This is a genomic window from Pigmentiphaga sp. MLSB6-MA01, assembly GCF_058793475.1.
In genome coordinates, this window is the sequence record NZ_JBXAFV010000008.1 from 126,885 (window position 1) to 152,458 (window position 25,574).

Sequence of the window (25,574 nt, forward strand, 5' to 3'; positions counted from 1 at the left end):
CCGGACGCGCGAAAAACGCGGACCATGGCGCCGCCGAAAGACGGTGCCGGATTCATCGAGCCTGGAAAGCTGGCGCTACGCAGCGGAGACGGACACAGCCGCTCCGGACGGATCATCGGCGCCGACCGATATCACCGTGCGCGCAACGCAAAGGGAAAAACGAGGTCAGAGACGATGCAGTTTTCGGTCAACCTACTTGGTTACCGATCGTCTGCATGAAGGCCACGCCGATGTCCGACAGGACGGTGACGTGATTTGTGCAGTACAGCAATCATACCCCAGATTTACCCTAATAGATACCCCCCACCCCAGAACCCTCCCCCACAAACAACAAAGGCCCCCGACAGCCGGGGGCCCAAAGACCCAGGATGCGGTGGATCCGGCTCCGCCGGTCCACCCGCATCGCCCCCTGGGGGGCGCGCGAAGCGCGTAGGGGGGGTCAAATACGGGGGGTCAATCCGCCAGTTCCACCTCCGGCTGGGCCGCGGCCTTGGGCGGCGTGTCGTCGAAGTTGAGCTTGATCTCGTCGTCGACGATGTCCACCGTCACCTTGCCGCCGCTGACCAGCTTGCCGAACAGCAGTTCGTCGGCCAGCGCCCGGCGGATCGTGTCCTGGATCAGGCGCTGCATGGGACGCGCGCCCATCAACGGATCGAAGCCCTTCTTGCCCAGGTAGGCACGCAAGGCATCGGTGAAAATGACCTCGACGCGCTTCTCGTGCAGTTGCTCTTCCAGCTGCATCAGGAACTTGTCCACCACGCGCAGGATGATCTCTTCGTTCAGGGCCTTGAACGAAATGGTCGAATCCAGGCGGTTGCGGAACTCGGGCGTGAACATGCGCTTGATTTCCGCCATCTCGTCGCCCTGCTCGCGCGCGCCGGAGAAGCCGATCACGTTCTTCTGCAGGGTTTCGGCACCGGCGTTGGTCGTCATGATGACGATGACGTTGCGGAAATCCGCCTTGCGGCCGTTGTTGTCCGTCAGTGTTCCGTGGTCCATGACCTGCAGAAGGATGTTGAAGACCTCGGGATGGGCCTTCTCGATCTCGTCCAGCAGCAGCACGCAGTGCGGCTTCTTGGTGATGGCCTCGGTCAGGAGGCCGCCCTGGTCGAAGCCGACATATCCCGGCGGCGCGCCGATCAGGCGCGACACGGCGTGGCGCTCCATGTACTCGGACATGTCGAAACGCAGCAGCTCGATGCCCAGGATGAAAGCCAGTTGCTTGGCCACTTCCGTCTTGCCGACCCCGGTGGGGCCCGAGAACAGGAAGGCGCCGATGGGCTTGTCGGGCTTGCCCAGCCCCGAGCGCGCCATCTTGATCGACGCGGACAACGCATCGATGGCGGCATCCTGGCCGAACACCACGGCCTTCAGGTCGCGTTCGAGCGTGGCCAGCTTGCTGCGGTCGTCGCTGGAAACGGACTGCGGCGGGATCCGGGCGATCTTGGAGACGATGTCCTCGATCTCGGCCTTGCCGATGACCTTCTTCTGCCGCGACTTGGGCAGGATGCGCTGGGCCGCGCCGGCTTCGTCGATGACGTCGATGGCCTTGTCCGGCAAATGGCGGTCATTGATGAACTTGGCCGACAGTTCGGCCGCCGCCGACAGCGCCGCCGACGAATACTTGACGCTGTGGTGGTCTTCGAACCGCTGCTTGAGGCCGCGCAGGATCTGCACGGTCTGCTCGACGCTGGGCTCGTTGACGTCGATCTTCTGGAAGCGCCGCGACAGCGCGTGGTCCTTCTCGAAGATGCCCCGGTATTCGGTATACGTGGTCGCGCCTATGCATTTCAACTGGCCCGAGGACAGGGCCGGCTTGAGCAGGTTGGACGCGTCCAGCGTGCCGCCCGACGCCGCGCCGGCGCCGATGAGCGTATGGATCTCGTCGATGAACAGCACCGCCTTGGGGCTTTCCTTGAGCTGCTTGAGCACCGCCTTCAGGCGCTGCTCGAAGTCGCCGCGGTACTTGGTGCCCGCCAGCAGCGCGCCCATGTCCAGGGAATAGACGCAGGCGTCGGCCAGCACGTCGGGCACGGCGCCTTCCGTGATGCGCCAGGCCAGGCCCTCGGCGATGGCGGTCTTGCCCACGCCGGCCTCGCCGACCAGCAGCGGATTGTTCTTGCGGCGCCGGCACAGCACCTGGATGACCCGTTCGACCTCGCTGTCGCGGCCGATCAGGGGGTCGATCTTGCCGGCCTTGGCGGCCACGTTCAGGTTCTGGGTGTACTGGTCCAGCGGCGACTGCTTGGCCTCGGCCTCGGCTTCCGCCTCGGGCTCCTTGGGCGTGCTGGGGGACTCCAGCTGCGGCTGCTTGGTGATGCCGTGGGACATGAAGTTGACCACGTCCAGGCGGGTGATGCCCTGCTGGTGCAGGTAATAGACCGCGTGGGAATCCTTTTCGCCGAAGATGGCGACCAGCACGTTGGAGCCGGCCACTTCCTTCTTGCCGTTGCCCGTGGACTGCACGTGCATGATCGCGCGCTGGATGACGCGCTGGAAACCCAGCGTGGGCTGGGTATCGGCTTCTTCCGTACCCGGGATCACGGGCGTGTTGTCGTTGACGAAGTTGCGCAGATTGCGGCGCAGGTCGTCCAGGTTGGCGGCGCAAGCGCGCAGCACCTCGGCCGCCGACGGATTGTCGAGCAGCGAGAGCAGCAGATGCTCTACCGTGATGAACTCGTGCCGAGCCTGACGGGCCTCGACGAACGCCATGTGAAGGCTAACTTCCAATTCTTGAGAAATCACGCTTCCTCCATGATGCACTGAAGCGGATGCTGGTTCTGCCGCGAGAAACGGCTCACCTGGTCAATCTTGGTCCTGGCGATGTCCCGCGGATAGACCCCGCAGACGCCGCGACCCTCGTGATGCACCTTGAGCATGATCTGGGTGGCCTGCTCGCGCCCCTTGCTGAAAAATTTCTCCAATACCAGCACAACGAACTCCATCGGCGTGAAATCATCGTTCAACAACACCACCGTGAACATCGGAGGTGGTTTGGTTTTCGACGCTTCCCGCTCAACCAGCGTTGTCTGGTCCGGTTGAGAATCGAACCCGGTGCCCATGCGCCTATTCTATCCACTTGAAAGTGCCCCGCAAGCCATCAGCATACTCCTATATGCCCGGGCCATCCCGAGCTTGACGCAGCTCGACATCTTTCCCATTATTTGGCGCCTGGAGCCTGATTTATCAAGCCCTGGAAATCGTCAACCCACCAAAACTCGCACCTGCGAAGCGCGCAATCGTCTGCCTACGGCACCGGGGGAGCGCGCCTCGCATATGGTTGTAACCAACTACAAGAAGGCATTACGTCATGTCCAGCGATATCAACGAAGGCAAGAGGGGTAGCGGAACCGTCAAGTGGTTCAATGATGCCAAGGGTTTCGGGTTCATCACTCCCGACGACGGCGGCGACGACCTGTTCGCCCATTTCTCCTCCATCCAGATGAACGGCTTCAAGACGCTGAAGGAAGGCCAGAAGGTCACCTTCGAGGCTGCCCAGGGTCCCAAGGGCAAGCAAGCGCTGAACATCAGCGAAGCGGCCTGACCCCCCGGGCCAGACGGCCCGATCTGCTCGCGGTCCGCCGGCATCGCCGCCGGGCGGGCCCGCCCCCTCCTTCCTGGCCGGTCCACCGCGCCGTTGGCCTTGCCGTGGGCCCGATCATGCTACGCTCGCCGGGAGCCTCCCGCGGTGGCATCGCCCCGTGGCCGCCCGCCTTCCTTTTTCCGCTCCCAGCCGACGTCATGACCCGCACACGCTCCTTCCTGCCGCGCCTCGCCGCCCGCATGGGCTCCTGCCTTGCCGCCGCCCTCCTGGCACAGGCCGCCTCGGCGCAGACGACCCTGCCCGTACAGACACTGCGGGCCGGCATGCACCTCATCCACGCCGAGGTCGCCAATACCCCGCCCACCCGGGAACGCGGCCTGATGTTCCGCGAACAACTGGGGCCCAACCAGGGCATGCTGTTCATATTCGAGATGCCCGGCACCCAGTGCATGTGGATGCGCAATACGCTGATTCCGCTGTCGGTGGCCTTCATCGCCGATGACGGCACCATTGCGAATATCGAAGACATGGCGCCCAGGACGGAAAACAGCCACTGCGCTGTCCAGCCCGTCCGCTACGCGCTGGAAATGGAGCGCGGCTGGTTCGCCAAGCGCGGCCTGAAGGCCGGCTCGCGCCTCGAAGGGATCCCCGGCGCGCGCTGACACCGTCCGGGCACCGCCCGGCGCCTCTCGGGGCACTCCCCGGCCAGCCTTGCGCCTGGCGGAAAACTCTTTTCCGGTTTTTCCATTTCAATCCCCACCGGCCGCGTCTACAGTAGCCGGCCGAAGCACGCCCATGGCCGGCCGAAGACAAGAACGCCCCCAGGAGACCCCGCCTTGCGCAATCTGAACGAAGACACCATCACCCAGGCCGTGCTGGCCCGGCACGCCCAGGCGCCGGACGCCCGCCTGAAGGTCATCATGACCAGCCTCGTGCAGCATCTGCACGAATTTGCCCGAGAAGTGAAACTGACCGAGGCGGAATGGGCCACGGGCATCGAATTCCTGACCGCCACGGGACACATCACCGACGACAAGCGGCAGGAGTTCATCCTGCTGTCCGATACCCTCGGCCTGTCGACGCTGGTGACCGCGATGAACCACCGCAAGCCGCCCGCCTGTACCGAAGCCACGGTATTCGGTCCCTTCTTCGTCGAAGGCGCGCCCGACTATGCACTGGGCGACGACATCGCCAATGGCGCCAAGGGCGACCCCTGCTTCGTGCGCGGCACGGTCCGGGGCGTGGACGGCACGCCGGTCGCCGGCGCGGAAATGGAGGTCTGGCAGGCGGACGCCGAGGGCTTCTACGACGTCCAGAACCCCGACGACCCCACCCACCGGGGACGGGGGCGCATCCACTCCGCGCCCGACGGCAGTTTCCATTTCCGTTCCATCCTGGCCGAAGCCTACCCCATCCCCCACGACGGCCCGGTCGGCCGCATGCTGGCCGCGCTGGGCCGCCATCCCTGGCGGCCCGCCCACCTGCATTTCATGATACGGGCCGAGGGCTACGAGACCCTGGTCACCCACGTGTTCCGCGACGGCGACCAATACCTGGATTCGGACGCGGTGTTCGGCGTGCGCTCGTCGCTGATCGCGCAATGGGTGCGGCACGAACCCGGCCCGACGCCCGACGGCGGCGCGAGCGCGCAGCCCTTCTACACCCTGGACTTCGACTTCGTGCTGAACCCGGCGTCCGGGTCCGCCCCCTGATTTCCCTGACTGGAGGACTCATGTACGACCAAGACAAGCTGGCCATACGCGAATTGGTGGAAAACTGGGCGCTGTGGCGCGACGCGGGCGACTGGGAGCGCTTCGCCACCGTCTGGCACGAAGACGGCCGCATGAACGCGACCTGGTGCCAGGCCTCGGCCACCGAATTCATCCGGCAAAGCCGGGAAGGCATGGAGCGCGGCGTCAACATCCTGCACTTCCTGGGGGGCATGACCATCGACCGCGAGGGCGACCGGGCCGTCGTCCAGACCAAGATGACCATTTCCCAACGCGCCACCGTGGACGCCGTGCTGTGCGACGTGGTGTGCACCGGCCGCTTCTACGACTTCCTGGAAAAACGCGGCGGCCGTTGGGGCATGGTCGAACGCCAGCCCATCTACGAAAAAGACAGGATGGACCCGGTGGATCCGGCCGCCCGCCCGGAACTGGACGCGGCGCTGCTGGCCCGCTTCCCCGAGGGCTACCGCCACCTGGCCTATCTCCAGGTCAAGATAGGCATGGACGTCAAGACCACCATGCCGGGCCTGCATGGCCAGGAAGTCCAGGCGCTGTACGCCCGCGGCAAGGCCTGGCTGGCGGGGTCCGCGCGGCCCTGAGGCCCCGCGGGCAAGGTTGCCGCCACCCGCGGGAAGGCGGCAAACCACAATAAGAAGCACCACACAGGAGACAACCCATGTTCCATACCGACCCGAAACGGCCGGGCGCGCTGCTGTGCGCGCTCGCCATGACCCTGGCCCTGCCGGCGGCCGCCCAGGACTGGCCCAGCCGGCCCGTGCGCCTGATGGTGGGCTTCGCGCCCGGCGGAGGCACCGACATCATCGCCCGGATGGTGGCCCAGCCGCTGGCCGAGATCCTGGGCCAACCCGTCGTGGTGGAAAACAAGCCCGGCGCCGGCGGCACCCTGGCCGCGGGCACCGTGGCGCGCGCCGCCCCGGATGGCCACACGGTCTTCGTCATGAACAACGGCCACGCGGTCTCGGCCGCCATCTACCGCAAGCTGCCCTTCGACTCGGTCAAGGACTTCGCGCCGGCATCCATGCTGTGCGCCCAGCCCCTGGTCGTGGCGGCAGGCAAGAACTTCCCGGCCACGGATATCGCCGGACTGGTGAAGCTGGCCAGGGCGCAGCCCGGCAAGCTGAACTACGCGAGCGTCGGCATCGGCAGCACGCAGCATTTCGCCGGCGAACTGCTGCGCCAGGTCAGCGGCATCGACATCGTCCACGTCCCCTACAAGGGCACGCCGAACGCGGTGGCCGCCGTGCTGAGCGGCGAAGTGGAACTGTTGGTGGACGTGGCCTCGCCCCTGCTGGGCCACATCCGCGCCGGCGAGCTGAAGCCGCTGGCGGTGACGTCGCCGCAACGCTATGAAGGCCTGCCCCAGACGCCCACGGCGCTGGAGTCAGGCGTGGCCGGCTACGACGTGACGACCTGGTACGGACTGGCGTTTCCCGCCGGCACGCCCACCGCCGTCGTCGACAAGATGAATCAGGCGGTGCGCCGCGTACTGGCCGACGAGAACGTCCGCAAGCAGACACTGGCGGCGGCCTGCCTGCCCCAGGCCTCCACGCCGCAGGCGATGGCCAGCCACGTCGGGGCCGAGATCGACCGGTGGCGCGCGGTCATGCAGAAGGCGGGCATCGAGCAGCAATAGACGGCGCTCCGCGGCCATCCGGTCCGGGCGCGACGCGCCAGGACCGGATGCGGCAGGAACGCTCAGAGCAGCGTGGCGACCTGATCGAAGGACAGGCGCGGCTGGCGATCGAACAGCTTGGACGTGTCGCCATAGCCCAGGGAGCAGATGAAATTGGCGGCCAGGCGGCCGTCGGGGAAGAACTCGGCATTGACCTTGGCGATGTCAAAGCCGCTCATCGGGCCGCAGTCCAGGCCGATGGCGCGGGCGGCGATGATGAAATAAGCCCCCTGCAGCGTGCCGTTGCGGGCAGCCGTGGCCGCGGCCAGCGCGGCATTGCCCTCGAACATCTCCTTGGCGCCTTCACGGAACCAGATCTGCGGCATGAATTCATAGAAACGCGTGTCGGTGGCGACGATGGCCGTGACCGGCGCGGCCTTGACCTTGTCCAGGTTGCCCGGGCTGAGCGCGGGCACCAGCCGCGCCTTGGCTTCCGGCGTGCGCAGGAACACCACGCGCATCGGCTGGCAGTTCATCGAGGTCGGCCCCATTTTCGCAATGTCGTAGACTTGCCTGAGCTGCTCGTCGGACACGGGTTTGTCCAGCCAGCCGTTCTGCGTGCGGGCGGACACGAACAATTGGTCCAGGGCTTCCTGCGAAATAATGGCCATGAAGGGCTCCGATTGGGCGGAATAGTCGTGAGGCTCCGGATTATAAGTGCGCAACCCAGGCGAAAGGCGCCGGCATCTCGCCGGCAAACGGAAATCACTTTTGCGATTCTGCTAACAATCGAGGGAGGAACATGGACCGCTGGCGCGAACTCGAGCTGTTCGTCCACATCGCGGAGCTCGGCAGCCTGACGCGCGCCGCCGAGGCCGCGGGCCTGTCGACCGCCGCCGCGAGCCGGCACCTGGCCACGCTGGAGCAACGCCTGGCGGCCCGGCTGGTGGAGCGCAACACGCGGCGCCTCTACCTGACCGAAGTCGGGCAGGAGTTCTACCGGCGCAGCAAGAATATCCTGGGCGAAATGCAGGAGGCCGAATCGGCGGTCAACGCCACGGTGCTCAATCCCGTGGGCGACCTGCGCGTGACCTCGTCGCTGTCGTTCGCGATGCGCCACATCGCGCCGCTGCTGCCCGACTACAACCGCCGCTTTCCCAACGTGAACGTCCACGTGATCACGGCCAACCGCTACTACGACCTGATCGACAACGGCATCGACCTGGCGGTGCGCACGCGCGAATACGAATCGGACTCCAACCTGACCATCCGGCGGCTGGCCGAGACACGGCGCATCCTGGCCGCCTCGCCCGGCTACCTGCATCGCCATGGCACGCCGCGCACCATCGACGAACTGGCGAACCACCAATTGCTGCTCTACACCTATTCCAACCGCTACGACGAGCTGCGCTTCTCGCGCGGGGACGACGTCCGCGTGCTGCCGGTGAAGGGCGTGCTGGAAGCCAACGACGGGCAAGTGCTGTGCGCCGCCGCGCGCGAGGGCCTGGGCATCCTGGTCCAGCCCAAGTACATCATCTATGACGACATCGTGGCCGGACGGCTGGTGCCGGTGCTGGACGACTGGGACCTGCCGCGCCTGACCATCAATCTGGCCTACCCGCACCGGCAATACCTGCCGGCCAAGACGCGCACTTTCATCGACTTCATGGTGGAGCACTTCCGCAAGATGGACTTCGATCGCAAGTGGGCCAGTTGAGCCCGGTTGCGTCTGCTTGCCAAACGGACACACCGCGGGCCGACGCCCCGAAGTACCATAGCGGCGCCGCCACGCGCGGCCTCTGCCCCCTCCCTTCGCCCGGCGCGGCGACCCGAGATGGAAGACCCATGACAGAACCGCAACCGGCGCTTGCCCTGACCGAACTGCAACGAGACCTGCTCCGGCTGGCCCGCCCGCCGGCCCGCCGGCTCGCCATGGCCCGCATGCTGGGCGCTGGCGCGGCGGCTCTCGGCCTGCCAGGACTCTCGCGTGCCGGCGATGCCGCGTCCCTGGGCGCCTGCATCGCGCTGCCCGAGGAAACCGCCGGCCCCTATCCCGCCAACGGCGCTGGCCCCACCAGCAGCGCGGCCAACGTCCTGGCCTCGTCCGGCGTCATGCGCAGCGACCTGCGCAGCAGCTTCGGCGGCGCCGGCGGCACGGCCCAGGGCGTCCCCCTGCAATTGACGATCAGGCTGGTCGACGTCAGCATCGGCTGCGCGCCGCTGCCCGGCCTCGCGGTCTATCTATGGCATTGCACGCGCGACGGCGGCTATTCGCTGTACACCCGCGAACTGCGCGACGAGGACTTCCTGCGCGGCGTGCAGGTGGCCGACGCCCACGGCGAGGTCAGCTTCCAGACCATCTTCCCCGGCTGCTACCCCGGACGCTATCCGCACCTGCACCTGGAGGTCTACCCCACCACGGGCGGCGCTCCACGCTACGACCGCAAATACCTGACCTCCCAGCTGGTGCTGCCGCAGGATGCCTGCGGCGCGGTCTACGGCGAAGCGCGGGGCTACGAATCCAGCCTGCATGCCTACGCGCGCATCAGCCTTGCGAAAGACGGGATCTTCGGCGACAACTCGCCGGCCGAGATCGCCGCGCAGACCGTCACGATGAAAGGCAATCCGGCCCACGGCTACGCCGGCCGTGTCGTCGTGGGCATCCTGGGCTGAACGCCGGGCAGGCCGCGAAAACGACGATGCCCCGGGGCGCGAACCGCGGGGCATCGGTGGCGGGCGCCGCCGGGGCGCCGCCGGGGCGGCGCCGGAGCCCGGGAATCAGACCCGTTCGAGAATCACCGCAATGCCCTGGCCCACGCCGATGCACATCGTGCACAGCGCGTAGCGGCCGCCAGTGCGGTGCAACTGGTTGACCGCGGTCGTGGCCAGCCGCGCGCCGCTGGCGCCCAGCGGGTGGCCCAGCGCGATCGCGCCGCCATTGGGGTTCACGCGCGCGTCGTCGTCAGCCAGGCCGAGATCACGCAGCACCGCCAGGCCTTGCGCGGCGAACGCCTCGTTCAACTCGATCACGTCGATCTGGTCCAGCGTCAGGCCGGTCAGCGCCAGCACCTTGCGAGTGGCCGGAGCCGGACCCATGCCCATGATGCGGGGCGGCACGCCGGCGGTGGCCATGCCCACCACGCGGGCGCGCGGCGTCAGGCCATGGCGGCCCGCCTCGGCTTCGCTGGCCAGCAACAGGGCGCAGGCACCGTCGTTCACCCCCGAGGCATTGCCGGCGGTGACCGTGCCATCGGGACGAACCACGCCCTTCAGACGGCCCAGGGCTTCCATGCTGGTCTCGCGCGGATGCTCGTCCTTGGACACGACGACCGGGTCGCCCTTCCGCTGGGGAATCGTGACCGGAGTGATCTCGGCGTCGAAGACACCGGACTTCTGGGCCGCGGCGGCCTTGGCCTGGCTGGCCAGCGCCATGCGGTCCTGGGCCTCGCGCTCGATCTTGTAGTCGGTGGCGACGTTCTCGGCCGTCTCGGGCATCGAGTCCACGCCATACATCTGCTTCATCAGCTTGTTGACGAAGCGCCAGCCGATGGTGGTGTCATGGATCTGCGCGCTGCGCGAGAAGGCCGACTCGGCCTTGCCCATCACGAACGGGGCGCGGCTCATGCTCTCGACGCCGCCGGCCAGCATCAACCCGGCTTCGCCCGACTTGATCGCGCGCGCGGCGGTGCCGACCGCGTCCAGGCCCGAGCCGCACAGGCGGTTGACGGTCGATCCCGGCAGCTCCAGCGGCAGGCCGGCCAACAGCGAGGCCATGTGGGCGACGTTGCGGTTGTCCTCGCCGGCCTGGTTGGCGCAGCCGAAGATGATGTCGGTGACGGCGGCCCAGTCCAGGCGGGGATTGCGTTCCATCAGGGCCTTGAGCGGGATCGCCGCGAGGTCGTCGGTGCGCACCGATGCCAGGGCGCCGCCGTAGCGGCCGATGGGGGTACGGATCGCGTCGCAGATGAAGGCGTGTGTAATCATGTTCTGTCTCGAATGGGGGATAAAGCTGTTCTAGGGGTTGCGACTGACGTTGGTGACCGGGCGTACACCCGCCCAGGCGTTCTGCAATAGCGCGCGGATGGCCGTGCGCTCGATGGGACGCGGGTTCCAATAGGGATTGGACACCGCGATGTCGGCGGCGCGATCGAGATCGGCCTCCAGCATGCCGAGATCCCGCAGGGCAACGGGCGCGCCGTTGTCGCGGGCAAGGTCGTAGAGCCCCGCCGCCGCGTCCTGGGCGCCGATGGCGCGCGCGATGCGCGCCATGGCGTCCGGCACGGCCGGGGCGTTGTAGGCCATCGCATGCGGCAGCACGATGGTATGGCATTCGGCGTGCGGCAGGTTGAAGCTGCCGCCCAGCGTGTGGCAAAGCTTGTGGTGCAGGGCCATGCCGACGTTGCCCAGCACGGTGCCGCACAGCCAGGCGCCATACAGCGCCCGCGAGCGGGCCTCGATGTCGCCGGCCTGCCGCACGATGCCCGGCAGCGCGCGGGCGATGGCCGCCAGCCCTTCCTCCGCCATCAGCGACATGATGGGATTGCTGTCCTGCGCGTACAGGCCCTCGGCGGCATGCGCCATGGCGTTCATCGCGCTGGTCACCGACAGCCCCACCGGCAGTCCCGTCGACAGCTCGGGATCGTAGATCACGGTACGCGGCAGCACCCGCGCGTCCTTGCCTGTCTTTTTCAAGCCGCCTTCGGTGATGCCGTAGATCGGCGTCATCTCGGAGCCGGCGTAGGTGGTGGGAATGGCCAGGATGGGCAGCCCGGATTCGAGCGCGATGGCCTTGCCCAGTCCCACCGTGGAGCCGCCGCCAATGGCGACGGCGCAATCGGCGTCCAGCCGCCGCGCCTCGTCGCGCGCCTGGCGGGCGGCCTCGATGGGCACGTGCATGACCGCCCCGTCGAAGATGCCCGCCGCCTTCGCCCCCAGCAAAGCCGCCACGCGCTCGGCCAGCTTGCGCTGGCCCGGCGTGGACAACACCAGCGCCCGTTGCGCGCCCAGCAACCCGATCTCCCGCTCCAGGTGCTGCAGCGAGCCCGCGCCGAACACCACGCGGGCGGCATGGGCGTTGTAGACGAAGGCGTTCATGGCGTCAGGCCTTGCGCAGCGGCACGCCGCACAGGCGCTGCAATTCGTCGAAGGACAGCCCGTCGACCACGTCGCTGGCGTAGACGCCATCTTTCTTGATGTCGAACACGGCCAGGTCGGAATAGACACGGCTCACGCAGCCGACCCCCGTCAGGGGATAGGAGCAGGTTTCCACCAACTTGCTGGAGCCCGTCTTGGTCAGCAGGTCCATCATCACGAACACCTGCTTGGCGCCGATGGCCAGGTCCATCGCGCCGCCCACGGCGGGGATGGCGTCCGGCGCGCCGGTGTGCCAGTTCGCCAGGTCGCCCTTGACCGACACCTGGAAGGCGCCCAGCACGCAGATGTCCAGGTGGCCGCCGCGCATCATCGCGAAGGAATCGGCATGGTGGAAATAAGCGGCGCCGGGCAGCGCGGTCACCGGCTGCTTGCCGGCGTTGATCAGGTCCCAGTCCTCCTGGCCCTTCTCAGGCGCGGGCCCCATGCCCAGCAGGCCGTTCTCGGTGTGCAGCAGGACCTCGCGGTCCGCCGGCAGGTGGTTGGCCACCAGCGTGGGCAGGCCGATGCCCAGGTTGACGTAGGCGCCCTCTGGAATGTCGCGCGCCACGCGCTGGGCCATCTGGTCTCGATTCATCTTGTTCATCTGCGTGTTCCTCAGGCGGCCTGTTGGGCGTTGGCTTGGGCCCCGACGGCCACCACGCGCTTGACGAAAATGCCGGGCGTCACGACCGCTTCCGGATCGAGCTCGCCCAGTTCGACGGTTTCGTGCACCTGGGCGATGGCCATCCTGGCGGCGGTCGCCATGATGGGCCCGAAGTTGCGCGCCGTCTTGCGATAGGTCAGGTTGCCCCAACGATCGCCCTTATAGGCCGAGATCAGCGCCACGTCGCCGTGGATGGGGTACTCCAGCACGTAGTCGCGGCCGTTGATGTGCCGCGTTTCCTTGCCTTCGGCCAGCAGCGTGCCGAAGCCGGTGGGCGTGTAGAAGGCGCCCACGCCCGCGCCCGCGGCGCGGATGCGCTCGGCCAGGTTCCCCTGGGGCACGAGTTCCAGCTCGATCTTCTTGGCGCGATAGAGCTCGTCGAACACGTAGGAGTCGGTCTGGCGCGGGAACGAGCAGATCACCTTGCGCACGCGCCCGGTCTGCAACAACGCGGCCAGGCCCGTATAGCCATTGCCGGCGTTGTTGTTCACCACCACGAGATCCTTGGCACCCTGTTCGATCAGCCCGTCGATCAGGGCATTGGGCAAACCGGCGGTACCGAAGCCGCCTACCAATATGGTGGAGCCGTCCTTGACGCCGGCCAGCGCTTCGGCCACCGAAGCCACGATTTTGTTGATCATGTATGTCTCCGCACGATGCCTGCCGCCCGGGACGGGCGCAGGTGGCGTACCTGATTGCAAAAACAAAAAGTTCTATACGCGAACTATTGTTCGAATATTAAACATCGATTATGCACGAGGGGCAAGAGGCCAGAGTCATCATAAGCCGCCACGGCCGTCATTCCGAGCGCGATCCGGCGGGCAGCCCGCGTACGGTGACGCGCACGCTGTCGTAACGGCCGCCCTCGTCCATCACCGTGACCGTATGCGCGCCGTTTTCGGTGAAACGCAGGGAGACCGGGCTTGCGCCGTCGGTGCGGCGGACCGGCCTGCCATCCACCATCCACCACAGCCCGCCCTCGCCCCCCAGCGCCCGCAATTGCACGTCGATCCGGTCCCGCCCCGGCACCGGGCGCAGGATGGCGCCCCCATCGAGGCCTTCCAGCCGCACGCCGGCGCCCGCATGGGCGGCCGCCGCGCATGCGGGATGCCAGTTCGCCGCGCCGGTTCCCGGCAGCATGCCCGCCTCCGCCCATGGCTGCAGGGCCAGGGGCCAGCGCGCGGCCTGCCTGGGCGTGCCCGGCACGCGGCATCCCGGATCCGTGCGCATCCCCGAACGGGGATCGACCCAGACCGTCTCCACCAGGCCGCCCGGCGTCCCGCGATCGGGCAGCGTGGGCGGCACGGCATCGTCCAGCGACCAGGCCTGGCGGCGTTGCAGGCACATGCCGTCGGGCGTGCTGTCGGCCCGCAGGCCCAACGGCCAGCAAACGGACTGGGCGCGCACCGATGCGGGCGGCACGCGGGGCACGGGCACCGCCGACGGCAGCGCCGCCACCAGGTCCTGCAACAACGGTGCGGCGACGTTGGCGCCGAAGAAGCCGGGATTGGGCGTGCCGTCGGGCCGGCCCACCCAGACCCCCAGCGTCCAGGTATCGGTCACGCCCACGGCCCAGGCGTCGCGAAAGCCGAAGCTCGTGCCGGTCTTCCAGGCCAGCCCGCGGCCGCCGGCGTAGAACGGCCGGTCGGGCCGGCCGCCGCTTTCGAGGATGTCGCGCACGATGAAGGCCGCGCCCTCGCTCATGATGCGGGACTCGATGCGTGGCTCATCGGCGGTCAGCCGGACGCGGCCAGCCATGCCGCCACGGGCCAGCGCACGATAGGCGCCCACCAGTTCCTCCAGCGTGGTGCCGGCCCCGCCCAGGATCAGGCTCAGGTTCGGCGCCGCGCCCGCCGGGATGCGCAGGCGCAGTCCGCCCGCGCGCAGCGCCGAGGCGAAGCGCGCGGGACCGATGCGGTCGAGCAGGTCGACCGCGGGCACGTTGAGCGAACGCTGCAACGCCTCGGACACGCTGACCGCGCCGGAGAAGGACGCCTGGAAATTGCCCGGCCGGTAGCCGCCGAATGTCTGCGGCGCGTCGACCAGCAGGCTCTCGGAATGGATCATGCCCTCGTCCAGCGCCATGGCGTACAGGAAGGGCTTGAGCGTGGAGCCCGGCGAGCGCACGCCACGGACCATGTCCACATGGGCCGCCCGGCGGGCGTCCGAGAAATCGGCCGACCCCGCGTAGACCCGTGCCTCCAGGCTGTCGTTGTCCATCACGAGTACGGCCATGGAGACTTTGGGCGGCAGCGTGTCCACGCGGTCCAGCAGCATGTTTTCGACGATGGACTGCCAATCGGCATCCAGGGTCGAACGGACCACGCGCCGGGCGGCCATGGACCCTTGCTGCGGCCGCTGCCGCAGCCGTTCGGCTGCCAGCGGCGCCAGCCAGTGGCCGCGCAGCGGCTGCGCGATCACGCGTTCGATGCGTGCGTCCGCGGCCACCTCGGGGCTCCATCGTCCGCGCTCGGCCAGGCGGGCGAGCACCTTGTCGCGCGCGGCCCGGGCCGCCTCGGGCGCACGGTCGGGACGCAGCCGGGACGGGGCCTGCGGCAACGCTGTCAACAGCGCGGCCTCGGCATGGCTCAGTTGGCGCGACGGCTTGCCCAGGTAGGAACGGCTGGCCATCTCCACCCCTTCCACGATGCCGCCCATGGGCGCGTGGTTCAGGTACAGGGTCAGGATGTCGCGCTTGGACAGATGCCATTCCAGTTGCGCCGCCCGCGCCATCTGGCGCAGCTTGGCGCCCATGCCGCGCGGCGCGCCGCGCAGCGCCGGATCGATCATGCGCGCCACCTGCATGGTCAGGGTCGAACCGCCCGAGACGATACGGCCCGAGCTCGCCCACTGCCAGGCGGCGCGCGCCATGGCGTAGGGGTTGATGCCCCAATGCCAGTAGAACCAGCGGTCCTCGTAGGTCAGCAGCGCCTGGAGATAGAGCGGGGACACGTCCTCGGGCGAGACGGGATAGCGCCAGATGCCATCCTCGCTCGGATAGGCGCGCAAGGGGCTGCCGTCGGCCGACGTGACCACGAGGCCGCCATCGGCCGGCCGAAGGGCCTGGGCCGGCAGCGGATGCATCCGGTCCGCCGCCCACAGCGCCCCCAGCGCGACCGCTCCCGCCGCCGCCGCGGCGACCCAGCGCCGCCTCAGCGCGCGCCTCCGCGCGGGTCGTTGACCACCAGCGGGCCGGAAGACGCGCCCACCGCGCGGATCTCGGGACGGTACATGTCCTCGACCACCGGCGCGGGCACGACGAAGCGGCCCGGCGTGACCACCCGCACGCGGTAGAACACGGTCACCGGCCCCTGGATGCCCACGGCCGCGACATAGCGGTCGTCGCGATACTCGCGATGCTTGATGCGCGTGTCGTTCAGCGCCTCGGACACCTGCACGCCGCCGACCTTCCAGTCCGCCATGTCCGGCCCCTGGCTCAGGTTCATGTTCTCGACCTCCAGTCCCGCGGGCACCCGGTCCACCACCAGCGCATCCTCGATGCGGCGATCGGAAGCGACATCCAGCTTGACGATCAGCATTTCGCCGGTCTGCAGCGGACGGCCGTTCCAGGGCCGCCCGTCCGGCTCGTACCAGTTGCGCGAAATCGTGACGCCCGAGGCGCGCGGCGCCTCGGCCTGGCGCGGATAGCCCTGCACGTCCACCTCGACGAACAGCGGGTCGGCCTGTGTGTTGACGACCTCGACCCCGCCGGCCAGTTGCGCGGCAGTGAAGCTGCGCGCCTCGGTGTCGCGCGAGCTGAGTTGCTGCTCGCCCTGGGCCGTGCGCAGCATCGCCGTCCATTGCGCGCCCGCGACGCCGCCCGCCGCCCGCGCGGCCAGGAACAGCGCCAGTTGCTCCTGGGTGGACAGATAGCTGCGGCTGCCCAGGCGGCCCGCCACGTCGCCCAGCAGGGCCTCGCGCCGCGGATGGTCGATCTGGTGCTGCATCATCAGCGCATACGACATCGCGTAGTCGCGCAGCGCCGAACCGTAGTCGCCCAGCCACTCGCCATAGCCGCCGTAGCGATTGGCGTCGATGCCGTAGCCGCGCGTCATCGCCTCGTCGAAGGCCGACCGCGCGCGCGTCTCGTCGCCCATGAGCTTCAGGGCGATGCCCAGGTGCACCAGCGGCAGCGGCGACCTCGACCGGTCCTGGTAGTTGTCGTAGAGCACCCGCAGCGTGGAAAGCGGCGCCTTCTGCTCCCGGGCCAGGACATAGGCCGCGTTGGCCAGTTCGGCGAAGCGGCGATGGCTGTCGCGCAGCAGGTTGTAGTCGCTGTCGCGCAGCCGCTGGCCCGGGCCGGCGGCAAGCCGGGCCAGCAGGTCCTGCGGCAGGCTGGGGAAATTGGCCGACGATTGCTGCAACTGGGCGAGCAGCCAGTCAGAGGCGCGGCGCGACACCAGGTCGGGCACATTGAAACCCGCCGTGCGCGCGTCCTGCAGGAAGCCCGTCACATAGGCCGACAGCCAGACCTCCTGGGCGCCGTCACCCCACAGCGCGAAGCCGCCGCCAGCCTTCTGCATGCCGGCGATGCGGCCGACCGCGCCTTCGACCATGCGTTCTCGCTCGGCCCGCGTGCGCGGCGTCAGCCCCCAGGCGCGGGCCTCGTCCTCGCCGATGAACACGTGCGGATAGGCCGCGCTGGCGGTCTGCTCCAGGCATCCATAGGGATAGTCCAGCAGTCCCTGCACCAGGCGCTTCACGTTGAACGGCGGCTTGTTGGAAATCGCCACGCTGGCACTGGCCGAGTCCGGATACAGCTTCGAGATCCAGCCGGACTCCAGTTTCAGGCTCTCGCCCTGCCCCAGCCTGACACGGCGCACGTCGCGCGTCGCCGCGACCGGCGGCTGGACCTGCAACAGCGACTCACGCACGATGCGGATCGGGTTCGCTCCCGCGCCGTCGACCGTCAGCCGCAGCCGGCCCAGCCCGTAGGCGCCCGTCGCCTCGGCCACGAAGCGCAGGGTGGCGCGCTGCTGGTTGGCCAGGCTCACGCTTTGCGACCCCCCGCGTATCCGCACGGGGTCCAGGCCCTCCAGGTTCACCGTCAGCGTCTGCGGAGCGCCGCTCAGGTTGGTCACGTCCAGCGCGATCGCGGCTTCGTCGCCGGGACTGATGAAGCGCGGCGTCGACAGCTCGGCCACCACCGGCGCCGCCACCACCATCTCCGCCTGCGCATTGCCGAAGCGGTCGGGCGTGAAGGCCGAGGCCATCAGGCGCAGCGTGCCGTTGAAATCGGGCAGGTCGAGCGGGATCTGCGCCTCGCCCTGCTCGTCCAGCCGCACCGGGCCGCTGAACAGATCCACCAGCCGCACCTTGACCGGCATGCTGCGGGTGTCGCGCATCGCGGCGTCCCCGCCCCATTTCAGCCTGCCCTGCGTGCCCTCCATCTTCTCGATCAGCTTGCCGTACAGGTCCAGCAACTCCGGCGCATAGCGATGCTTGCCGAAGAAGAAATCGAAGGGATCGGGCGTCGCGTAGCGCGTGATGTTCAGGATGCCCACGTCGACCGCGGACAGCGTCACGTACGCCTGCTGGCCCTGCCCCGCGTTGCCCACCTTGACCTTCACGGTCGTCCGCTTCTCCGGCAGCACCTTGGGCGGCGCGGCCAGTTCCACCGCCAGCTTGCGGTCGTCGCGGGACAACGGCAGATAGACCAGTCCCAGCGCGCGCGCCGGCGTGACGCGGTCGCCCTGGCTGCCCGGCCGGAACACCGTGACCGACACGTACAGGTCGTGGCGGCTCCAGTCCTTGCCGACGGGGATCTCGACCGTGGACCCCGCCGCCTTCACGCTGGTGCGCCGGCTCCACAGCATCGTGCCGCCCTCGACCGCGATCAGCGCCTCGCCGTCGTGGGGTGGCGTGATCGAAAGCTTGACCGTATCGCCCTCGCGCACCGGCGCGTGATCCAGCTTGAGCTGTACCCGGTCCGGCCGATTGCCCATCTCCTCGGCGTCCTGGGCTCCCCAGCCGGCATAGAAACGGTAGCGCAGCGTGTCGCCGTTTTCCGGGTCGCTCAGTTCCAGCCGGTAGCGCCCCCACTTGACCGGCACGCCGAACTTCACGCGCTCGGGCAGCGCCAGCACGCGCGACTCGACCAGTTCCTCGGTTTCGGTGAACCCGCTGTTCCAGCCGCGCTGATCGTCGAAGCGCCAGTAGTACACCCGCTCCTCGCGGTACACACGCAGTTGCGCCTGCTTGAGCGGCACCACCTTGCCCTGCGGATCCACGCGCACCGCCTCGAACTCGGCCATCGTCCCTTCGCGCGCGACATCGCGGTCGAACAGCGGGCGCGCGCCGATCAGGGCCGGCGCCGGCCAGACACTGCGTTCGATCGAGCGCACCACGGGACGGCCGCCGGACTCCAGCAGGCTGAAGCTCGCCTTCACCTTCATGGGCGAGGCGGTGCCGGACACGTCCACCGGCACGGCAACCGCCGCCGCGCCCTTGTCGTCCAGGGTGGTCTCGTCCAGGTCGCGCCGCTGCTTGCGATCATCATCGGCGAAATCGCCGAACAGGAAGCCCGGCCATTGCTGCGGCAGCGCATAGCGGTCGCGATCGATGGACACCGTGCCCAGCAGCCGGTTGCCGGCCGCGGGCGCGCCATACAGATAATCGCCCCGCACCTTCACATTCAGGGGCCGCCCGGCCGCCAGGACTCCCTCGGGCGAGGCCAGGTCCAGCTTCATGCGCTCGGGCAGGAACTCTTCCACCTGGAACTTCCACGAGGCATCGGCCGCGCGAGCCGCCGGGTCCAGGCGCGCCTCCAGCAGCCACGTTCCCGTCTGGGCGTCGGCCGGCAGTTCGATGGCCTGGCGGACATAGCCCGGCACCTGCGCGTCGGGCCGCCACAAGGCGGTGCGCACGGTGCGGCCGTCCGGCCGCTTCAGCGTGGCCGTGACCGGCGCCGCCTGCACCGCCCGACCGTCGGCGTCGCGCACCAGCACGGAAACGTCGAAGCGCTCGCCCGGCCGATACAGATCGCGGCCGGCATAGACGAACAGCTTGTTGTCGCGGGACGGATAGCCGCCCACGTCGAACTCGGAAAGGTCCAGCGCGGGCTCGGCCAGCGCCACCACCGACAGTTCCGCGCCCCGGCGCGCCAGCAGGATGCGCGCGGCCTCGAAACTGCCCGAGAACACGGCGCGCCCCTGCCCGTCGGCCTTGGCACGGCCCAGCGACTTCGCATTCGCGTCCAGCAGTTCGAACTCGACGTCGTCCATCGCCTTGCCGCTCTTGAGCGAGGTCGCGAACGCATCGAGCTGGCCGGCGTAGCGCCGCGAATGCAGGCCGATGTCGCTGACGTAGAAATAGGTGACCTGGTACTCGTCCCGGAAACGCCCGGGCTGGCTCATGACGGCCACGTAGATGCCGGGATCCTTCAGTTCCTTGATGCCCTCGACCGGCAGGAAGGTGACGTGGCGGCGGTTGGCCTTGTCGTCGGTCAGGAAGCGGCCGGCATAGACGCTGCGCGCCACGTCCTTCAGGCGGTCCAGGTCCCAGCTTCCCACCGTGCCCTTCAGGCTGCGGTTGCCGCTGTAGCGCCAGTCGCCATCCTCGTCGCTGTCCTCCTCGGCGTCCGGGTCGGTCTTGGCGACGGGCCTGCGCACGCCCAGGACCTGCTCGAAGAACCTGGGAAATTGCGTCGGATCGATACGCAGGAACTGCACGTCGACCTCCGGCGCGTTGACGGTCACCACCGGCAGGCCGCCGTTCTGGCCCGCGGGCAGGACCACGCCACGGCTGGCGAAGTAGAAGGACGGCGGCATGGCTTCGCTGGCCACTTCGCAGCCGAAAGCCTCGGGCAGCGCCTGCCCGCCCGCGCCCTTGACGGACTCTGCCACGCCGATCGCATAGCGGCGGTTGGGTTGGATGTAGGGGAAGTAGGCAACGCGCGGGTTGTCGCCCAGCGACCAGTCGCCCGCCACCGGCTTGCCCTCGGGCAGGGCCTGGCCAGGCCGCGGCTTGCCTTGGGTCTTGGCGGCCTCGTCATCGCCGGAAGCCGCGCCCAGGTCGACTACCTGCAGCAGCTTGCCCAGCGACTGGCGGCGATCGAGCGGCTGCGAGAACGTCACGGCCAGCGCCAGCGACTCGTCGAACAGTCGCGTCCTGCATTCGAGCAGCGTGAAGGGATCGGCGCTGCCGACCAGTTCGGAAGCTGGCGGCTCGCCTCCACTGCCGCCAGACTGCTTGCCCGCCCACCATGCGCCGCCTGCGACCGCTGCCAGCAATACCACGCCCGCGACCCAGGTGGCCGCCTTTTTCTTGTCTGCCATGAAATCCCCCGGACACGCCTTCGTACGTGCTTTCCGCAGCCGCTATTAGAGGGCGAGAGCCCGCCTATTGTGAAGCATGCACTTCACAAAATTACATTTGGGCACCACTTGGCGGCGCGGCACCCGCCGGCCCGGAGGGTGACCGATGGTGAGAGTGCATGACTTCCTTGTGGAAGCGCAGCGCCATCGCGTGGTAGAACGGTCGCGGACAAAACTGCCGGGACACCAGCGACGCGACGAGCGTGGCCATCAGCAGATGGAACATCAGGTCCTGGCTGCGCGTCATCTCCATCACGATCACGCTGGCTGTGATCGGCGCCTGGGTAGCCGCCGCCAGAAAAGCCGCCATCGACACCAGCGCCAGCGTGCGCGGATCGGCGGCAGGCCCGGCCAGCTGCACGATGTGCTCGCCCATGCCTGCGCCGATGGCCAGGGACGGCGTGAAGATGCCGCCCGGAATGCCGCACACGTACGACGCCACGGTCGCCACCCACTTGGCGATCCCGAACCAGGCGCTCTCGGCGGGATGCCCGTTCAGCAGCGCGGCGGTCTGTTCATAGCCCGTGCCATAGGTGGCGCCGCCCGTCAGGCAGCCCAGCACCGCCACGACCAGCCCACACAGGAAGGCCACCCGCACTGGATGCCGCTGCAGCCAGGGACGCCACCGCCCGGGGACCAGCCCTGTCGCGCCCCGCACCAGCGTGGCGGCGAACAGCCCGCCCACGGCGCCGTTCAACACGCCGCTGGCCAGGGTCCAGCCCCACGCCCCCTGGGCGAACCCGGCCGCCGCAGCGGCATGGAAATAAGGATTGTTGCCGGCGATGGCCAACGCGATGAAACCCGACGCCAGCACGCCGGACAGCGCCAGGCGGTTCCAACGCACCGCGGCATCCCGCCCCAGTTCCTCGATGGCGAATACCACGCCGGCCAGCGGCGTGTTGAATGCCGCGGCCAGGCCCCCGGCGGCGCCCGCGGCTATCAGTTCGTTCGCCCGGAACTCCAGCTTGACGCCTATGCGCTCCTGCCAGAACCGGCCCCAGGCCAGCATGGCCGCCGCGCCCACCTGCACCGAGGGTCCTTCGCGCCCCACCGAGGCGCCGGCCAGCAGCGCCGCCGCGGTCAACGGAATCTTCCAGAGCGCCTGCCTCAGGGACACCAGCCCCGCGGAGGCAACGGGCACCGGGATGGCGGTGGCCGCGATGACCTGGGGAATGCCGCTGCCGCGCGCCATCGGCGCGAGCCGCAAGGTCAGCCAGCGCAGGCCCGCCATCGCCAGCGGTATGACCACCAGCGCGGCCCACGGCGTGGCCGAGGTCCAGTGACGATTCCACTCGAGCGCGATCTCGGCCAGCCAGGCGAACGCCAGCGACAGCAAGGCCACGACCGCCGCCCCGCACAGGACGAGCGCGTAGCGAAAGGTCTTGCGCGATACCCGCAGGACCTGCCGTCCCTTGCGTCGCACGGTGATGGAGGCCTGGTCGCGCCAGGGCACTGAGCGTCGAGCTTTCATGGAAGAAAAGCAATGAAAAACGCGCGCTGTGCGTGCAAGCCCAAGCTTGCGACAGCGCGCGTCATGCGGCGGCCCCGTGGGGCCGCGGCGGGAATCAGCCCAGGTTCTTGGCCACGAATTCCCAGTTCACGATGCCCCAGAAGCTCTCGAGGTACTTCGGGCGGGCATTGCGGTAGTCGATGTAGTAGGCGTGCTCCCACACGTCACAGGTCAGCAGCGGGGTGTCGCCCGTGGTCAGCGGGTTGCCCGCGGCGCCGGTGTTGACGATGTCGACCGAGCCGTCGGCCTTCTTGACCAGCCAGGTCCAGCCCGAACCGAAGTTGGCGGCGGCCTGCTTGTTGAAGGTGTCCTTGAACGCGTCGAAGCTGCCCCACTTGGCATTGATGGCATCGGCCAGCTTGCCGGCGGGCGGCGTGCTCTTGGGGGTCAGGCAGTTCCAGTAGAAGGAGTGGTTCCAGTGCTGGGCGGCGTTGTTGTAGATGCCACCGGACGACTTCTTGACGATATCTTCGAGCGAGGCGTTCTCGAACTCCGTGCCCTTGATGAGGTTGTTCAGATTGGTGACGTAGGTCTGGTGGTGCTTGCCGTGGTGGTATTCCAGCGTTTCCTTGGAAATGGTCGGGGCCAAGGCGTCCTGGGCGTACGGCAATTGCGGAAGAGTGTGTTCCATCTGAGCTCCTGCTTCTTTCTGGTTGGGAGGTTTGCGGAGGCATTTTATCGGCAAGCGCGCCGCTTGGCCCGGAAGTCCCCGCGTGACGCAAGGTTACCGCGCCGGGGCGACACAGTCATGTCATGCCCCGGCAACCGCCTGGATACTGGCCATCACACCAGTCCGCGGTCAGCCTCGATCGCCGTCACCGACGCCCGGGCCGAACCTTCCGCGAAGCTCAGGTCGAGCCGGGCGCCCGTTTGCAAGCTCCGTGCCTGGCGCACGATGCCGCCCTGATCGTCACGCACGATGGCATAGCCGCGCGCCAGGGTCTGCTCGGGCCCCAGCGCCCGCAGGTGCGCGGCATGCGAGGCCAGCCGCTGCTGCAGGCGGTCGAGCCGATAGGCCTGGCACTGCCGCACGCGCCGCGCCAGGTCGTCCACCCGGGCCGAAAGCCCCGCGGGATCCGGCAACTGGGCGATCAAGCGCTGCCGCAGCAATCCGGCCGCGGCCTCGCGGTCGCGCTGCGCCCCGGTCCAGGCCGCGCCCAGCCCGCGCACCAGCACGGCCAGCCGTTCCTGCTGCCGCGCCAGCCGTTCGCGCGGAGAAATCAGTTGCGACGCCGCGCGGTCGAGCCGCTGCCCGGCCTGTTCGACACGGCGCCGCTGGGCCCGCCGCAGTTCCTGGGCCGCCTGGCGCAGGCGCGCCAGCCACTGCTCGCGGGGCAGGCCGGCCATCTCGGCGGCGGCCGTGGGCGTGGGTGCCCGCAGATCGGCGGCGAAATCGGCAATGGTGAAGTCGGTCTCGTGGCCAACGCCGCTGATGACGGGAATCGCGCTGGCGACGATGGCCCGCGCCAGCCCTTCATGGTTGAACGCCCACAAATCCTCGATGCTGCCGCCGCCCCGCACCAGCAGCAGGGTATCCACCTCCGCGCGCTGGTTGGCCAGCGCGATGGCCTGGGCCAGCCTCGGGCCGGCCTCGTCTCCCTGGACGGGGGCCGGATAGATCACCACCCTGGCATGCGGCACCCGCCGCGCCAACGCCGTCAGCACGTCGCGCAGCGCCGCCGCCTGCAGCGACGTGACGATGCCCAGCGCACGCGGCACGGCCACGGGCGCGCGCTTGCGGGCGGGATCGAACAGCCCTTCGGCCGACAATTTTTCCTTCAGCCGCAGGAAGGCTTCGAACAGATCGCCCTGGCCAGCCCGGCGCATGGCCTCGACCTGCAACTGGTAGTCGCCACGCGGCTCGTACAGCGACACCCGGGCCCGGACCTCGATGCGGTCGCCTTCCCGCGGCGTGAAGCCCACCAGCATGGCGCGCCCCCGGAACATGACGCCGCGCGCGGCGGCGCCGCCATCCTTGAGCGTGAAATACCAATGGCCGGAGGCCGCCGCGGTGAAATTCGATACCTCGCCCCGCACCCACACCAGGGGAATGCTGCGCTCCAACAAACCCGCCACGGCGCGGTTTAGCTGGGAGATAGTAAGAATCCCCCGCGAAAAATCGTCATGTGCGGACGCAAAACCAGCGTTCATGAGGCTTTCCAGGCAAGAAGCTTTCCACAGGCTTGAAAACTATGGTTGTCAAGTAATTTCTCTGTCACAGACGGCATTATTTTCTTATAAGCCATTGATTTGATTGGATTTTTAACTTCACCAAGCACTGAATCAAAAGCGGGCACCCTAGCAAGAACCGCGTATTTCATGGCCCCGCGCCGAGTTACACACATAATTATCCACAGATTCTGTGGATACTTTCGGTCCGGCGACTTGCCCTCGCCCGCCCGCGCCCGTACATTCTCGCCTTCATCGAAAAGGAGAGGTTTCTTGCTCGCCATCGTCCGCGAGGCCGGCTGGCCCATCTGGCCGCTGATCGCCACTTCGTTCGTCGCGCTGACGCTCATCGTCGAACGCCTGCTCGCCCTGCGCAAAAGCCGGATCGCCCCGCCCCGGCTGCTGGAAGACGTACTCGCCCTGGTGCAGAAACGGCGCATCACCCCGGAGATCGTGGGCAAGCTCGAAGCCGATTCGCCGCTGGGCCGCATCCTGGCCGCGGGACTGCGCAACAGCCACCGCTCACGCCCCGCGCTCAAGGATGCGCTCGAGCAATCGGGCGAGACGGTCGCGCACAACCTGAACCGCTACGTCGGAGCCATCGGCACCATCGCGGCGGTGGCGCCCCTGATGGGCCTGTTCGGCACCGTGGTCGGCATGATCGAGATCTTCGGTTCGTACGCGCCGGCCGGCAGCGACCCCGCGCAACTGGCGCACGGCATATCGATCGCACTGTACAACACCGGGCTGGGCATTTTCATCGCCATCCCTGCCATGATCTTCTACCGCTACTTCCGCGCCCGTATCAACGACAGCCTGCACGACCTCGAACGGGCGGCCGCCCGCCTGGCCGACACCCTGCAGGCCGAATGACGC

Annotated in this window: 21 protein-coding genes; 8 read left to right on the forward strand and 13 right to left on the reverse strand. The window is 68.3% G+C overall.

Annotated elements, in window-relative coordinates; all coding sequences use genetic code 11:
• Window positions 1-453: 453 nt before the first annotated feature.
• Window positions 454-2,745: an ATP-dependent Clp protease ATP-binding subunit ClpA gene (gene clpA / locus AC1Q6E_RS14845; RefSeq protein ID WP_492573014.1), complete on the reverse strand. Its 2,292-nt coding sequence runs from the start codon at window positions 2,743-2,745 to the stop codon at window positions 454-456.
• Window positions 2,742-3,062 carry an ATP-dependent Clp protease adapter ClpS gene (gene clpS, locus AC1Q6E_RS14850; RefSeq protein WP_152793321.1) on the reverse strand — a complete coding sequence of 107 codons (321 nt, stop codon included), beginning with the start codon at window positions 3,060-3,062 and terminating at the stop codon, window positions 2,742-2,744. Before clpS ends, clpA begins: the two co-directional genes overlap by 4 nt.
• 248 nt (window positions 3,063-3,310) lie before the next feature.
• Between clpS and AC1Q6E_RS14855 the strand changes: the two genes are divergently transcribed.
• From AC1Q6E_RS14855 to AC1Q6E_RS14875, 5 genes are all read left to right on the forward strand, one after another.
• A complete protein-coding gene (locus AC1Q6E_RS14855; RefSeq protein WP_124690330.1) occupies window positions 3,311-3,544 on the forward strand; it encodes a cold-shock protein in 234 nt (77 codons plus the stop codon).
• A gap of 197 nt (window positions 3,545-3,741) precedes the next feature.
• Window positions 3,742-4,206, forward strand: a complete 465-nt coding sequence (locus tag AC1Q6E_RS14860; protein WP_152793322.1) for a DUF192 domain-containing protein — start codon at window positions 3,742-3,744, stop codon at window positions 4,204-4,206.
• 174 nt (window positions 4,207-4,380) lie between these two features.
• The gene (locus AC1Q6E_RS14865; protein WP_492573015.1) at window positions 4,381-5,256 is read left to right on the forward strand and encodes an intradiol ring-cleavage dioxygenase; all 876 of its coding nucleotides are present in this window, start codon (window positions 4,381-4,383) and stop codon (window positions 5,254-5,256) included.
• Window positions 5,257-5,276: 20 nt separating this feature from the next.
• Complete coding sequence (locus AC1Q6E_RS14870) at window positions 5,277-5,873, forward strand: nuclear transport factor 2 family protein (protein ID WP_152793324.1); 597 nt, start codon at window positions 5,277-5,279, stop codon at window positions 5,871-5,873.
• A gap of 77 nt (window positions 5,874-5,950) precedes the next feature.
• A complete protein-coding gene (locus AC1Q6E_RS14875; RefSeq protein WP_152793325.1) occupies window positions 5,951-6,928 on the forward strand; it encodes a Bug family tripartite tricarboxylate transporter substrate binding protein in 978 nt (325 codons plus the stop codon).
• 62 nt (window positions 6,929-6,990) lie between these two features.
• Here the strand turns inward: AC1Q6E_RS14875 and AC1Q6E_RS14880 are convergent, their stop codons facing one another.
• Entirely contained in the window at window positions 6,991-7,578 is a 588-nt protein-coding gene (locus AC1Q6E_RS14880; RefSeq protein WP_152793326.1) for a malonic semialdehyde reductase, read from the reverse strand.
• 131 nt (window positions 7,579-7,709) lie between these two features.
• Here AC1Q6E_RS14880 and AC1Q6E_RS14885 point away from each other — a divergent pair, with 131 nt between their 5' ends.
• Entirely contained in the window at window positions 7,710-8,624 is a 915-nt protein-coding gene (locus AC1Q6E_RS14885; RefSeq protein WP_152793327.1) for a LysR family transcriptional regulator, read from the forward strand.
• A 128-nt stretch (window positions 8,625-8,752) separates the two neighbouring features.
• Entirely contained in the window at window positions 8,753-9,580 is an 828-nt protein-coding gene (locus tag AC1Q6E_RS14890) for a dioxygenase family protein (RefSeq protein ID WP_492573016.1), read from the forward strand.
• Between the two features lie 105 nt (window positions 9,581-9,685).
• On the opposite strand, the gene pcaF is transcribed toward AC1Q6E_RS14890, so the two are convergent.
• The 10 genes from pcaF to AC1Q6E_RS14940 form a co-directional block, all read right to left on the reverse strand.
• Complete coding sequence (pcaF, locus tag AC1Q6E_RS14895; RefSeq protein WP_492573017.1) at window positions 9,686-10,891, reverse strand: 3-oxoadipyl-CoA thiolase; 1,206 nt, start codon at window positions 10,889-10,891, stop codon at window positions 9,686-9,688.
• A gap of 30 nt (window positions 10,892-10,921) precedes the next feature.
• Window positions 10,922-12,001 (reverse strand): maleylacetate reductase, encoded by a 1,080-nt coding sequence (locus tag AC1Q6E_RS14900; protein ID WP_492573018.1) that lies wholly within the window; start codon window positions 11,999-12,001, stop codon window positions 10,922-10,924.
• A 4-nt stretch (window positions 12,002-12,005) separates the two neighbouring features.
• Entirely contained in the window at window positions 12,006-12,644 is a 639-nt protein-coding gene (locus AC1Q6E_RS14905; protein WP_152793330.1) for a 3-oxoacid CoA-transferase subunit B, read from the reverse strand.
• 11 nt (window positions 12,645-12,655) lie between these two features.
• Window positions 12,656-13,345 carry a 3-oxoacid CoA-transferase subunit A gene (locus tag AC1Q6E_RS14910; protein ID WP_087839637.1) on the reverse strand — a complete coding sequence of 230 codons (690 nt, stop codon included), beginning with the start codon at window positions 13,343-13,345 and terminating at the stop codon, window positions 12,656-12,658.
• A gap of 157 nt (window positions 13,346-13,502) precedes the next feature.
• Window positions 13,503-15,788 carry a penicillin-binding protein 1C gene (gene pbpC, locus AC1Q6E_RS14915; RefSeq protein ID WP_296556357.1) on the reverse strand — a complete coding sequence of 762 codons (2,286 nt, stop codon included), beginning with the start codon at window positions 15,786-15,788 and terminating at the stop codon, window positions 13,503-13,505.
• 68 nt (window positions 15,789-15,856) lie between these two features.
• A complete protein-coding gene (locus AC1Q6E_RS14920) occupies window positions 15,857-20,980 on the reverse strand; it encodes an alpha-2-macroglobulin family protein (RefSeq protein ID WP_492573019.1) in 5,124 nt (1,707 codons plus the stop codon).
• 91 nt (window positions 20,981-21,071) lie between these two features.
• Entirely contained in the window at window positions 21,072-22,490 is a 1,419-nt protein-coding gene (locus tag AC1Q6E_RS14925) for a chloride channel protein (protein ID WP_152793333.1), read from the reverse strand.
• Between the two features lie 94 nt (window positions 22,491-22,584).
• Entirely contained in the window at window positions 22,585-23,160 is a 576-nt protein-coding gene (locus tag AC1Q6E_RS14930; RefSeq protein WP_152793334.1) for a superoxide dismutase, read from the reverse strand.
• Between the two features lie 152 nt (window positions 23,161-23,312).
• Window positions 23,313-24,680: an exodeoxyribonuclease VII large subunit gene (gene xseA / locus AC1Q6E_RS14935; protein ID WP_152793335.1), complete on the reverse strand. Its 1,368-nt coding sequence runs from the start codon at window positions 24,678-24,680 to the stop codon at window positions 23,313-23,315.
• Window positions 24,677-24,850, reverse strand: a complete 174-nt coding sequence (locus AC1Q6E_RS14940; protein WP_296556351.1) for a hypothetical protein — start codon at window positions 24,848-24,850, stop codon at window positions 24,677-24,679. The genes xseA and AC1Q6E_RS14940 overlap by 4 nt, the downstream gene beginning before the upstream one ends.
• A gap of 121 nt (window positions 24,851-24,971) precedes the next feature.
• On the opposite strand from AC1Q6E_RS14940, the gene AC1Q6E_RS14945 reads away from it, so the two are divergent.
• On the forward strand, window positions 24,972-25,571 hold the full coding sequence (locus AC1Q6E_RS14945) for a MotA/TolQ/ExbB proton channel family protein (RefSeq protein ID WP_296556349.1): 600 nt from the start codon (window positions 24,972-24,974) through the stop codon (window positions 25,569-25,571).
• Window positions 25,572-25,574: the final 3 nt, after the last annotated feature.